Origin of the sequence: Acinetobacter bereziniae (genome assembly GCF_016576965.1) — a bacterium.
Classification (GTDB): Bacteria; Pseudomonadota; Gammaproteobacteria; order Pseudomonadales; family Moraxellaceae; genus Acinetobacter; species Acinetobacter bereziniae.
In genome coordinates this window covers 1,234,229-1,247,283 of record NZ_CP066119.1, presented here as the reverse complement: position 1 = coordinate 1,247,283, position 13,055 = coordinate 1,234,229, and the positions used below count along the sequence as shown (strand labels likewise).

Sequence of the window (13,055 nt, the reverse complement as noted above, 5' to 3'; positions counted from 1 at the left end):
GTTTTTTATTCTTGATCACTACTTTCACCTGCTTTACCATCGCGCACCCAACCATCTAGTTCATCCTTTTTAAATTTCCAAAGGCGTCCAATCTTGTGTGCAGGCATACCTTTTTCTGCGATCCACTTGTATATAGTGTCTCGCTTAATACCGAGGTAATCTGCAACCTCATCAACTGATAACCATCTGTCTTCCATTTTAGACTCCATTAGGGTCATTTTTTGGCAAAAAACCTTGAAGAACCACTATCTATAGGGTTAAATCCTAATAAACAGGGTTTAAACTTGTTAGTATAGTATAAAAATGGCTCTAATAAGAGTAAATTAGAATAAAATTACCCTTATTTCTGGCGACAATAAGTGCTCTACAAAAACGAACAAGGCAGCTCTCAGTAAAGCAAGGTCTATTTATAATCGCTAATCTGCGAAACTAGACTAACAACACCTTTGTTAAAGGAAATTCAACCAGCTACAGACACTCGAATAGAAAAAAATATATTCAGGCGACTTCCCAACAGAATTATCAGGCCAGTTTAAAGTTGGAAGATTCAGCCATCTTCAATCGCCTCAACATTAAATAAAGCGCAAATTTTAGAAAATATAAAAATTCTCACAAACTTCGGAATCGTGATGGGCCTGTCTTATGAATAAATATGGTGAAATGGGCGATAGCCTTTAGTGTTATCCCAAATCGGATGTGCTCAAGAACAACCTGAATATTCAAGATGCTGAAATCTTGCAACAAGCAGAGCTAGAGCTAACCGAGTATACTAGTACACGCATTGAGTATGCCAAACCACCTTATGACCTTAAATACCTTCAAGCTATCCACTTTCAGCTATTTACAGATATTTATTCCCCTGCGATTTTGCATTCTAATATTTGAACTTCGCCATCACCCACCACGGAATAATCCAAGTTCGCAAACATAAAATGTTTATCGGGTTCAGGATGTTGTAGTACAGCGTTGACTCGACGTACTTTATAGTTGGTGTGTAGACTGTAGTATTCAGCCACCAAAGGCTCTAAGCGTTTTCCCCAATAGAGCGGTGCATGCCCTTCACTTTCATCCTCAATACATTGTTGGATACGCCCTGTCTTAATCATCCAAAGTTCCAACATCGACATGTAAGGATTGAGTCCACAAGCTGCGGCACAATCACTACTGCCTATACCTTGCCGACGTACCTCCAACCAATCGGCTTGGCTCATGTTTTTAGTATTTACCAAACGTTTGGCACTAAAGAAACGTGGTGCAATAAAAGGTTGGCTTTTCATTACTACACTGGATTCAATTGCAATATTCGAGTGGCTATTCATTGTTTACTCCTGTATTTACTTAATTTTGCGCATAAAAAAGCCACATCCGAAGATGTGGCTCTGTGATGTATTTTTTGATCTGGTTAATAGAAAGATTGTGGTTAAGCAATCATCCTTAAAGCTTGTTCTAATCCACGTTGCTTTAAGCTTGCCCCTGCACCAAACCATGCAGAATCTAATCGATGATCCTGACTCATCGCTCGACGTTCGTGGTCACAATGTTCCGTTATGGCGCAAAGTAGACCATAAGCTGTGTCTTTGGCTGAGCTTAATTCCGCTCCACGTCCATGCCCGTTAAACATTGTCATCACCTTAGACATAGCACGTCCATTCGGTTCTGTTTTACTTGGTTCTGTTGGGTTGGCAACATTGCGATAAAACTGAATAATGCTTTCATCCTGTTGTGTCGGGCTGAGACTGGTATTGTTAAATACGGCATCAAAATAAGTAGCCGCTTCCTGCTGGGTGACTTTACGCTGGCTGAGTTGTTTCATTTCATACATGTGCTCATCCCATGTCCGCACAGAAATACCCAGCTGCTGTTTGATTTTTTCAGCATCAAACTTGGTACTATGAGGTACTTTGACCACGCCTACACTTGAGTTTTGTCCTTTCAGGGCAATAGCTAAAGTGTTGTTACACACCACACGGATAGAAGTAAACTGTGCTGTGGTAGCAAGCGTTCCATCACACGCTGTTGCCAATAAAATATAGCCATTGCTGACATCCTTCCCCTTGAGGGCTGCACTCTGCCCTGTTCGTGCTAATGCCCAAAATTTCTTGCCGCCTTTGAGCACACCAGCGGTTTCTAATTCAAAGCCAGATTGTTCAGTCAAGTCTTTGTAGAAATGTAAGATTTCCATTGGTTGGACTTCCTGAAAGCGCTGGCTAACCACTGATAAAGGTGCATGGGTATCAGATCTGTATAAAACACGCTGTTCTTCAAAAGGCATGATTATGCTTTGTCCACGTTCATTCTGTGCCATGTAACTGACATTAGAGGATTCGATCCGCCAATCCATGCCTGCCTGTTGTGCCCAAACTTCAATCGGTTGGTTTTGGATCAATTGATTACCTAAGCCATGCCAAGGAGTTTGTCCAACGAATGCCATTGTTTCAACTAAATGTGCCATAAGGTTTTCCTTTAATAGATCAATCTTGATTTGCTTCAATTTCAGATTTTGCGCATAAAAAAAGGCCTGCTGGGGCAGCAGGCCAAAGTGAGAAGTCGCTAAGATGCATGTGAATGCATTGATTCACTTAGATGGTATATATCTGAAATTTATTTAAATAAGTTTGACTGAGTATTGAACTTTCCTGCATCTGCAAATTGACGCGACCTTATTCACAGATTATCATTCACGTGCTGGCCTACATTGCCAGCCGGTTTTGACAGACCGTTCCGAAAAACATTAAGAGATCATTCTTTTAGTGTGTATCCCTTCGTGCCCCCTCTACGGTGGAACGGGAGGGGGACGCGTCCGCGCGTGCTGGGATTTTTCGGCCAGTCTGTCAACCCCCTTTCGTTCTGCCACCATTAAAATGATCTGGCAGAACTTCTATTGCGTATAGGAGTTAGTTGTCATGGCAATTCAATTTAATCTTGGGTCATTACCCCAACACGTTTCTATCTTTCCTCCAATCTCTAAGATTGGTTGGTACGCCTTTCCATAGCTCAAAACAGTCAATAAATAACAAAACATTTTTCCACACCACAATTTTCAGCTTTGTAAATCTGCCTATTGAAAAATTAAAGGTAGGAGCCATTACGCCATGAGAAAAACGTTCGGCCTTATATTCATAACTTGGAGTTTGTCAGCCTGTGGTTTGAATCAACCTGCACCAATTACTGTCAACATCGAAGTTAAAGAAAACCCTGCACATCAATACTTCAGCTATGCCTCAATGTATCAAAGCATCATTGAAATCCAGTCAACCGTAGATCAAGTGCAAGTCAACAGAGTTTTAATCAATCGCGGCAATTGTCCGATTTCTCACTGGCGTCAAAAAAACCCTAACCTTAAATTTGGAAACGCAATACAAGCTGTCTTGAGTTGTGACATGGAGCAAGTTCGGGAAGTAACGGTAGATACCGATCAAGGTGAGTTCACCTTTAACTTTTAGATACTTCTTCAATACTTAGCAGAATAAGGAAACAACGATGAAAGGCAAAATTTTAGATTTCACAATCCAAACCAATATGGGAATTATCTTAGGTGAAGATCAAAAACGTTATAACTTTGTAGGTAGCGAGTGGAAAGAACAACATGCACCTACACGCGGAAATGAAGTCGATTTCGAGGTGAATACCGAGGGACAAGCCATCGGTGTCTACCTCGACTTCATAACAACACCTACAACCTCCACCCAAACCAAAGCATCTGCACCGTCACCAACTACCATTAATAGCAATCAAGAAAACTCAACAAAAGCAACTACCAACAAAGTTGAAAGTATCCTTACAGACTATCAACAAGCCATTTTGACCTGCTTTAAGAAGTTTGCAGATTTTAAAGGCCGTGCCAGACGAAGTGAATTTTGGTATTTCGAGCTGTTTTGTGTGCTGATGAGCCTAGCCTTTAGCTTTATAAGTGAAGATGCGGCAACCATTGCCATGATAGTCACATTCATTCCAAATATTGCGGTTAGTGTCAGACGTTTACATGACATTGGGCGTTCAGGTTGGTGGATGTTAATTGCCCTTGTGCCAATTGCAGGAATACTTTTACTGCTGTTCTGGGCAGCTCAAGAAGGTGAACCTACAACAAATACTTATGGTGAATCACCAAAATAATTCATTCCGTATTTAAGGATGGTCTGGTGAAGTTTGCATTAACACATTCAATTCTGCCATCCCCCTCTGTTCAAGAATGACTGGACTGGATGACATATCCAATGCTGATAACAAAATTGAGTTCTACAATATGAAAAAACATTTAATTATTGCTTTACCTACAGTCTTATTGTTTTCTGGATGCAATGAAGTCAATTTCACCAAGTTGAACTACCAAGCCCAACTATGTACTGCGGACAATTCAATTTCTTGTAATGATGTTCGTATCAAGAAAGCAATTGTTGCAACCAAAATGGCACGTGAGCAGTTAGAAGAGAATAAAGATAAAGTTGTTCGGGAAGCTGGAGAAAATGGCTATCAGCAATTACTGATGCTGATGGACAAAAAAATAGCCTTTCTCAAAGATCAACGCCCAAACTTATATTTGCGCTGGTTTGAACGTGATACCCCCTATTATAAGGAAGTTGATCTCGGTGAAAGCATTGATATGGAAATTGAAAATATTATCAATGGAAATCACAAAAAGCCTGAACCTGTTCAACAGCCTATAGTGCAAGCTCCACCACCAGTACAGCAAGAGGTTGTAGAACAAGAGCAACCTGACACCATGAAAGATATTGTTAGCCGTCAAGCACCACGTGCATTCCAACAGGAATTAAATAAGGTTGCTGGTGGCTCAACCTACCAATATGACTCAATCAAGTTCCGTGGAGAGCCTTGGCAAGAGAATAACACCTTCAGTTACCCTATTACCCTACGCTTCAAAATTAATGGAACAGATGTCTATTACAATTGTGAAAGCACTGAGATTGGATATGACCAAAGCAATGGTACGGTAGAAGCCTATATACCCGACGCTTGCTTTATTCCTAATTAATTTTACTGCTCCATATTAATCTCTTGATGATGAAAGCTAGGGAGGTAACACCTCCCTATTTTATTTGCCATGCCTCAGTAGAAAGAGTGCCCACAATGCTGACATTGAAAGCAAGACTGCACGGTTTGGGTTGCAGCAGAACCAAATACTGAACCTAACAAACCACCGACTACGGCTCCTGCAACGCCACCAATGAGAGGCGATATAGGTAATGTTTTTGATAATGCTGCACCCATCGTGGCAAATGATGCTGACGATGCCAAGCTTTGGTTACCGTTACCAGCCTGTGAATTACTATTTTGTACAATACGGATCACATGCTCTGAATGGCAATATGGGCAATTGATTTGCATAAGATATACCTCTGGAATAAGAAAAGGCCTAGCTCTACGCTAAGCCAATAAAGAGAAGATGTTTCTCATCTAGATGGTATGTATTTAAGATTATTTCTAAACTAAGCACGCACTCTGTATCGACGATCACTACGATGATAGCGACTCATGCCAAAGGTACGCATTCTAAGCGGCTTAACCCGTAAGTACTGATTGTCCTTTTCAGGATTCACCAAGTAGGAAGATACATTCTTCGCATTCTCAACCTCTCTCTGGTCATTTCGATTAATCATCCCTACACCCAGTTTACCTAACTTTTTGAATTGCTCTTTATGCTCCGTGCTATTGCAATTAAAGCCATAGCCATCTTGGTTCGTTATTTGCTTCCAGCGCTCGATTGCCTCAGTGCCATAGTAGTAATCTTGTTTTTTCACCGCACCGTTATAGATCAACAATAGATGGCAATGATAGCCCTTTTCCTCCCCTTGCTCTAATGCCCAAGCATAGCCCTCTAGATCGCTAAAACACCTGTCACCATCCTGAATATATCTAATCAACTTTTGAACATCGTCTCTAAATAGGAGAATATCGATGTCAGCATGCTTTTCTTTCGCATAGGCTAAATCAACCCTTACGAATAAGAGCTTGCTATAGTGGCGGGTTAAATTATCAATGTGCTTAAGTAACTGTTCACGATTACGCTCTTCAGCATGATAGAAATCTTTTCTTTCGATCTCATGCTGTCTTATGAACGTGCTGAAAACATTTTGGATGTCATTAAACTCCATCTCATAGAGCAGTTCATAGTCAACTTTTCCATTAATGGTGTTTTGCTTCTTTAGCTCAAGAATGGCTTGAATATAGGCTGAGTACCAAAGGCTATCGTCATATCCAAAATCTATTTCATTTACAAGGAATTCCAGCTCTTGCTTAAAGCCTTCCCATCCTATGTTGCCAAAGTGATCAACGGTCTGTTCAACAAAAGCCTCTATGTCAATTAATAGCTTTGAATGATTGCAAGTTGGGTAGTTAGCCATGATTAAATCTCCTATGGTGTATGACGCTACATAAGAGAGGTGAGATATGTTTTGTATTACGGGTAAGACATTCTTAGCTAAGTGTGTTTGACGCTGTTAGTATCTTTAGGTAATTATGTTTCTTCGAATTGCTTATTTGCTTTGTATTACAATTCTTTAAGATACTAGCGATTGGTAATGGATGTAGAAGGAATGCTATAACTCCATTAGTACAGCTATAGAACTGTTCATGTTATAAACTCAATAGTTCATACAGGTATGAACTTCATTAATTGAATATGCTATAAACATTATTAAGTGAATGAACTATAAACATAATAATATTAATAACCTACTAAGCAAACACACATGAACCAAATATAAGAATAGGCATTAAGCCAACACTTCATCTCTTCAACTTAAACATATCCCCATAAGCACAGCGAAGTAGTTGCTACAAATCATGTTATCCAGCTCCCCCCATCAGGAACATGGAAGCGGAAGTTATCTCCAACCAATAAAATTTATAAATAGAATGAAGGGAGCCAAAGCTCCCGTATACACACACTCAACGGCTATTCAACTTGCTCTCAATCCACTGATGCACTTCTAAAGCGGACCAACCAACTCGACCTGTGGTTAAATGTACTGGCTTTGGAAACGTAGGGTCATAACACTTCATTTTAGCGTTTATAAGCTTGTAAATTGTGGCACGGCTGATACCAGTAAAGAACACAACTTGCTTTAGATTGATGATCTGATGCATGGTAAAGGTTTCACCAACAAATGTATTCATTCTGAACTTTCCTCAATGATTAGACTGAGCTGATTTCGCTCGAACAATCAGGGAGTTCTGTAAATTAATATCCAGATTCCATTTTCAGGCTCAATACTATTTGTCTTCTTCATTTACTACTAAAGTTACCATCCAAGCTCTCTTATCCCATCAAGAGCCTGTTGAATATTTTTAAATCTAATGTCATCAGAAGAAACTACTTGTTCTTTCTTATCAACATGTTCTTCATCAATACTCTTGGTTTCTCCCATCTTTGACTGAACTGAAGCAGTTGCCTGTTTAGGTTTTGAAGACTTACTTTTTGCATAAGCCATATGCCCTTTCAAAAACTGATCCATGCTTTTGCTACTACGGCCTTCGTCATTCGGGGTAAAATTTTCTAGCATGTCTGATTTCCATTTGCACAATAATCCATGTCCCGAATAGAAATCAGCAAGTTCAGATTTGAAAGATCGTAATGTTTTACTGTCGTGATGCTTGATGTGTATCAAATCGGCTGATCCAGACAATGATCTAATCATAGTGTTTTGACTAACTTTGAGATTCTCATCTTTGAATACTTCATGATATAAATGTTGTACTGTTGATGCATTTTTACTTTTAGCAATCTTCAACTCTTTTATGGAAAGGTACTTCCGCCAGCACTCGATTACTTTTGCTCTAGATTGCTCAATGCATTCTTCATTTTTCTGCTCATCATAATCGGACAAGTCTTCGGCACTAAAAATCAATGTAATATCAGCAGTCAACGTACTACCTATAAACATGCGTGTACCAACATAAGCAATTAGACTCTCACCACTTATTTTTCTGGTACGCTTCAGATTTTTTAAAAAGTCCGTGAGCAACGCATTAAATGAAGTAATGTTGTCCTCTGTGGTAAATGCTTTATTCGGTTGATAGGAAAACTCCAATCGAAAAGCGAACACATCTTGCGTGATTGCTTTATTTAAATAATCCTTTGCTTTAGCTTGATTGCGTTTGACACTAACAGCTTCCTCTTTTTCAATTTCAAAAAAGGATGACCTTTCTTTTACACCACCAATACGGTAATTCTCTAAATCTTTAAAACGGTCTAGGCAAGATTTCAAATCAGCTATTCCACCCCTATCGATTTGAAAACCCCATGGGTTCTCTATAAACAGTTGAAGAAAAAGTCTTACTCGCCATCCAACAAAAGCTAGGTCTGCGATTTGTTCTTTTAAGCTAAGATCAAATTGCGTTAACTGTTGACCAATCACCAAATACTGCTTTGCCTGCTGTGATAAACATTTCAATGGAGATTTTTCAATCTGACTTTGAGGCAAGTATTCTTCAATCAATGCCTGAACTGGGTTGTGCTGGATCAACCGCATGAAATGCTCAATAGACACTAATAACTGTACACAACTCTCATGCTCTCCCTCCCCTACAGGCAATTTCTTTTTGTATTGTGAATAAAGTAATGCTAACAACTTTAAGTCGTCTTTGGCATGTTTCGGTAAGTTATTGTTTTTCCAAACCTGCTTACCTTCAGTACTGAAGTCCAAATCAATAAAATCATCAATCCTTTCAATGCCCGTTTTGGTCTGATGTCGCCGATGACGGTTACTCTGATTATTAACAGAAGGTCTTTCTCTAAGTAAAACAGAATGTTCACGATGCCAATCCACATAAGGACTATCAGCTAACAGATCTAGATCAGGTTTAAGGACAGAATCAACACGATACAAGTAGCCAAGTACCCAGTATTCAAATACCTGTCTCTCTGATTTAGAACTTGCTTTAATGACATCTTTGTATTTAGGATCCAATGAATAAAACAAACATCCCAAATCTTGTACACCAACTTTAAATGACTGAGCTCTCAAATGAGAATCACCAGCCATCTGTGATTCTAATTCTTGTTGGATACTAGCTCGCACCCTTCCTATATCCAAAGAATCAAGGCCTTTAAACAATAGTACCCACTGCAAAACAAGGCTTGAATTGGTTCCTATCTCCATACGGGAATACTCAGCAAGCAACCCATACCTTTCTCCCAATTGTTCAAAACAACCTAGTAATTCGATTCGCTTCCTATCCAAAGCACGCCACTTTTCCCCAGTTGTAATTTCTTGTGGTGTCAAAGTGATCTCAAGACACATCACACGTAAAGACTTATGTAATACTAGTAACTCATTAAATTGCCTTAGCCCTTCATCAAATTGCTTATAGACATCCAGAGTTAGCCCTTCGGTAAGAGGTGCTACTGCTACGGGACCAGTGTTTTTAATATTTTCCGATTCAGCAAGTTCTTGTTGTTGGCTTATTTCATCTATCCCAGACTCCACAGTCGAAGTGACTGGCTCAGTCTGCCCTACATGTACACCCCCCAAATACGTCTCGAAGAAATCAAAAATAGTTTCATGATGAAATGTTTCAACTTGCCACCTTTCTCCCTTTTTCCAAAAAGGGGAATCAGGGTAACGCTTCAGGTAAGTGATATAGGCTTGCACATTCTTACTAAAAAAGTACGTCGACTGCCCATATTCAATTAGGTGACGTTCAGCACGTAACTCTTCATAAAACTTTATAATCTGATTTAGTCTTTGCTGATCACCATGTTCTAGGGCAATCAAAAATTCATCCCGTGTAGGATAGGCTCTGTTATAAACCAAACCAAGCTGACGTTCTAGATTTTCCAATAGACATATTGTTTCGTAAAAGATGCCTTCAGAAATATCGTTGCCACGATCCTTATAGCTTGCCCGTCTGTGGTCATATCTTTTTTTCAAGAGTCGGAAAAGATCTTCGTTGCTAATCAAATTCACGCCTGAATCGTAACTCACAGGTTGATTATCAGCGTGTGTTGGCCTATCAATATGCACGTCACCCACCTATTCATTCAATACAATTAGCTCATCTGTAAAATAAAACATGCCAGTCTTTAACAAGAGCATGCATAAAGACCTACTATAATACTAAAAGTACCGTATTTAAAAGTGATCAGACTCAAAAACACTACAAGTAAAGATTAAAATTCCAATAAATTGACAAATCAAATCCAATATATGGAAGATAATATTCCAAGTAATAGATTATGGTTTCCTGGAAATAGATTTTTAATGACAGGCTAGTTGCAGCACCATGACCTTCTAAATCATGATATGTAGCAACGCCTTGTTTAGATGGTGCACGTAATAGCTCAAGGTGAGTAGAAAAATGAAAGTGTGCATCAACGGAGTGACTTTTTGAAATTCGCTCAGCACTAGAGGAATTTAGATCTGCGATATAAATTTTATCCAAACATGGATTTAAAGATGTTACACAACCCAGTTAAGAAAAGTGGCAGTAAGAAGAGAGTTTGACATAGGTGCAAGAGTTTAAGATCACGCTCTGAATAGCATACCCATTTCTATATCAGTCTAATAAGGTATCAAGAAGGATTAATGCATCCACATTTTGATGTGGGGTACATTGAGGGGTAATAGTGCAGATAAGAAAAAAGCCCTTGTAAAAACAAGGGCTTGATTCAGAATTTGGCGGAAGCGGTGAGATTCGAACTCACGGAGGACTCACACCCTCGTCGGTTTTCAAGACCGGTGCATTAAACCGCTCTGCCACGCTTCCAATGGCGGCTATCATATAAATAAAAACACGACTTGGCAAATCTTTTTCTATATTTTCACTCTCAAATGTACAAAATAAAATCAAATCCTGTTAATTTGCTGAAATTTCATGCTTTTCATAACGAATTGAGTTGATATACCAAAGCTTTTTTCCTAAAGGTGTCATCACTTCAACTTCATCATCTACCTGTTTAGAGAGCAAAGCTCTTGCCATCGGTGAGTCAATAGAAATATGTTGGGGGTGATGGTCATAAATTTCATCAACACCCACAATCCGCAAAGTTTTCGATTCCCCTTCATCGTTTTCTATCTCAACCCATGCACCAAAATAGACTTTTCCTTCTTGCTCGGGTGCAAAATCTACGATACGTAATTCTTCTAAACGTTTACCTAAGTAGCGCACACGACGATCAATCTTTCTCAGCAGTTGTTTATTGTATTGATAATCCGCATTTTCAGATCGGTCACCTAGACTGGCAGCCCATGTTACCTTTTTAGTTACTTCTGGTCGTTCCTCACGCCAAAGTTGTTGCAGTTCTGCAACCAATAAATCATGTCCCGAACGGGTGATTAAATTAGATTTCATGATTTAAAACCATTTACCATAGATCCGCATTGAGATACATTTTTAAAAAAATATTGAGGTTCGTCTACTGCCAACCCATAAAAATTCTGAATATCGAAACTGATTTTTAGTACAAATATGCTCTACATTTTTACCTTGCTTGAAGCCATAAATCAAAAAAAATTCATATAAAATCCTTAACTAAATTTTTATCAGTGACGATCTAACTTAACTTACATTCGGTATATTTGCTTACAGTTTTTTGATTTTTTATTTCAAAACAATTTCAGCATAAATTCAAAAAAAATTAACATATTTAAATCAATAACTTAAATATTAACCTCTGATCATTTTTTAAACAAAATTTGACAGATAAAAAAACTGCCGATATTATGCGCACATGTTTTATTAGCTTACTTTTTTAATTTTGTAGTTTTTCTGCAAAATCTTTCAATCCCACATGTCATTTTTTGAATGACGTTCATGACTGCCCACCCTTATTGAATTTACCAACTGTAAGAAGTCTGTAGGTACTTTTGTGCTTATTACTTTTTAGGGCAATAAATTACTTGTAGCGGAGACAACATGCACAGTAGTTCAACCTCTGGGTCGAGGCTTTGCCTTAACTCATTATTTCGTGCTCTTCCAATTAAATGTTTAGTTTTATCCACGGCGTTAATTCCTTTCAGTATTAATGCCAGTAAAAACAATCAATACAATGCTGTAGTTAATTCAAGTAAATTGACTGTAGTCGCTGTTTCCAATCCGAGTATAGTATTTAAGGATGGACAGTATAAACATGGCTTCGGCTATGACTTAGCCCACAATTATGCTGAAAGCTTAAACGTGAAGCTAGAGTTTAAAACAGTGGCAGATAATGCGACTGCACTCAAGATGATCAATCAAGGCAAAGCAAACTTTGCGATTACCACTGCAACGATGCAAAGTATCGAAGCACAAAATCTCACTTCGTTTTCAGCTACATGTGGTGATTTCAATAGTTTAAAAAGCAATGGCTTAAATACCGATATCAATTGGGTCTTTAAGCAAGCTGATGATCCACTCACAGCAACGGCAAGCGGTTTTATTTGTCAAAGTAAACAAAATGGTGCAACCCAACAATTGGCATCATTTTATAATCGCAATGTGGTTAAGAAAGATGATTGGAATACCATTCAACGTGATCTAAGTGCGCGTTTACCGATTTATAAAGCCAGTTTTAAACGTTCTGCGCAACAATATGGTTTAGATTGGCATCTGCTTGCAGCTATTGGTTATCAAGAATCATATTTAAAACCAGACTCTGTTTCTCCCACAGGTGTTCGCGGTTTAATGATGTTGACCAACAATACTGCAAAAGCAATGGGTGTGAGTAACCGCAACGACCCAGTACAAAGTATTCAAGGCGGCGCAAAGTATTTTGATATGATGCTGAATCGCTATTCTTACATCCGTACACCTGACCGTCATTGGTATGCATTGGTTGCCTATAATATGGGACCAGGTGCTGTTGAAAGTATCCAAAAGCGTATTAAAGCGCAAGGTAAAGATCCGAATGATTGGATGAACCTTTACAATTATTTAACACGCCACCAAAGCAGTAATGGTCGCTATAAACAAGCAGTGCAATATGTCACACGTATTCGTGCATATTTAGAGCACATCAAAACGACACCGCGTTTGCTTGAAATCTAATACAGTTCGTCACTGGGCTGGCTACTGTTTAATATTTAAAACTTTTGTCATACATCAATGTTTGATCTAAG

Annotated in this window: 12 protein-coding genes, 1 tRNA gene and 2 pseudogenes; 6 read left to right on the top strand and 9 right to left on the bottom strand. The window is 38.8% G+C overall.

Annotation, left to right across the window (positions count from 1 at the left end; genetic code table 11):
- Positions 1 to 5: 5 nt before the first annotated feature.
- Entirely contained in the window at positions 6 to 197 is a 192-nt protein-coding gene (gene mads1, locus I9192_RS05780; protein WP_200150192.1) for a methylation-associated defense system helix-turn-helix domain-containing protein MAD1, read from the bottom strand.
- Positions 198 to 496: 299 nt separating this feature from the next.
- On the opposite strand from mads1, the gene I9192_RS22525 reads away from it, so the two are divergent.
- Both I9192_RS22525 and I9192_RS22265 read left to right on the top strand, forming a co-directional pair.
- Positions 497 to 580 (top strand): hypothetical protein, encoded by an 84-nt coding sequence (locus tag I9192_RS22525; RefSeq protein ID WP_228289344.1) that lies wholly within the window; start codon positions 497 to 499, stop codon positions 578 to 580.
- 116 nt (positions 581 to 696) lie between these two features.
- Positions 697 to 858, top strand: a pseudogene (locus tag I9192_RS22265) (cell filamentation protein Fic); the annotation flags it as partial.
- Here I9192_RS22265 and I9192_RS05775 read toward each other — a convergent pair.
- Positions 855 to 1,277 (bottom strand): annotated as a pseudogene (locus I9192_RS05775) (lambda-exonuclease family protein); the annotation flags it as partial. The pseudogenes I9192_RS22265 and I9192_RS05775 overlap by 4 nt on opposite strands.
- A 143-nt stretch (positions 1,278 to 1,420) precedes the next feature.
- Entirely contained in the window at positions 1,421 to 2,452 is a 1,032-nt protein-coding gene (locus I9192_RS05770) for a DUF932 domain-containing protein (RefSeq protein ID WP_200150191.1), read from the bottom strand.
- Between the two features lie 640 nt (positions 2,453 to 3,092).
- On the opposite strand from I9192_RS05770, the gene I9192_RS05765 reads away from it, so the two are divergent.
- From I9192_RS05765 to I9192_RS05755, 3 genes are all read left to right on the top strand, one after another.
- Positions 3,093 to 3,443 carry a hypothetical protein gene (locus I9192_RS05765; RefSeq protein ID WP_200150190.1) on the top strand — a complete coding sequence of 117 codons (351 nt, stop codon included), beginning with the start codon at positions 3,093 to 3,095 and terminating at the stop codon, positions 3,441 to 3,443.
- A 37-nt stretch (positions 3,444 to 3,480) separates the two neighbouring features.
- Positions 3,481 to 4,113 (top strand): DUF805 domain-containing protein, encoded by a 633-nt coding sequence (locus I9192_RS05760; protein ID WP_200150189.1) that lies wholly within the window; start codon positions 3,481 to 3,483, stop codon positions 4,111 to 4,113.
- A 130-nt stretch (positions 4,114 to 4,243) separates the two neighbouring features.
- Positions 4,244 to 4,990 carry a hypothetical protein gene (locus tag I9192_RS05755; RefSeq protein WP_200150188.1) on the top strand — a complete coding sequence of 249 codons (747 nt, stop codon included), beginning with the start codon at positions 4,244 to 4,246 and terminating at the stop codon, positions 4,988 to 4,990.
- A gap of 74 nt (positions 4,991 to 5,064) precedes the next feature.
- On the opposite strand, the gene I9192_RS05750 is transcribed toward I9192_RS05755, so the two are convergent.
- The 6 genes from I9192_RS05750 to greB all read right to left on the bottom strand — a co-directional run bounded on the left by I9192_RS05750 (position 5,065) and on the right by greB (position 11,310).
- A complete protein-coding gene (locus I9192_RS05750) occupies positions 5,065 to 5,343 on the bottom strand; it encodes a hypothetical protein (protein WP_200150187.1) in 279 nt (92 codons plus the stop codon).
- 101 nt (positions 5,344 to 5,444) lie between these two features.
- Positions 5,445 to 6,359: a YagK/YfjJ domain-containing protein gene (locus I9192_RS05745; RefSeq protein WP_200150186.1), complete on the bottom strand. Its 915-nt coding sequence runs from the start codon at positions 6,357 to 6,359 to the stop codon at positions 5,445 to 5,447.
- Positions 6,360 to 6,906: 547 nt separating this feature from the next.
- Positions 6,907 to 7,134, bottom strand: a complete 228-nt coding sequence (locus I9192_RS05740) for a helix-turn-helix transcriptional regulator (protein ID WP_200150185.1) — start codon at positions 7,132 to 7,134, stop codon at positions 6,907 to 6,909.
- Positions 7,135 to 7,259: 125 nt separating this feature from the next.
- Positions 7,260 to 9,992 carry a hypothetical protein gene (locus I9192_RS05735; protein ID WP_200150184.1) on the bottom strand — a complete coding sequence of 911 codons (2,733 nt, stop codon included), beginning with the start codon at positions 9,990 to 9,992 and terminating at the stop codon, positions 7,260 to 7,262.
- Between the two features lie 643 nt (positions 9,993 to 10,635).
- A tRNA-Ser gene (locus tag I9192_RS05730) sits at positions 10,636 to 10,725 on the bottom strand.
- Positions 10,726 to 10,815: 90 nt separating this feature from the next.
- Positions 10,816 to 11,310, bottom strand: a complete 495-nt coding sequence (gene greB / locus I9192_RS05725; RefSeq protein WP_004828488.1) for a transcription elongation factor GreB — start codon at positions 11,308 to 11,310, stop codon at positions 10,816 to 10,818.
- 564 nt (positions 11,311 to 11,874) lie between these two features.
- Here greB and I9192_RS05720 point away from each other — a divergent pair.
- A complete protein-coding gene (locus I9192_RS05720) occupies positions 11,875 to 12,984 on the top strand; it encodes an MltF family protein (RefSeq protein WP_004828487.1) in 1,110 nt (369 codons plus the stop codon).
- Positions 12,985 to 13,055: the final 71 nt, after the last annotated feature.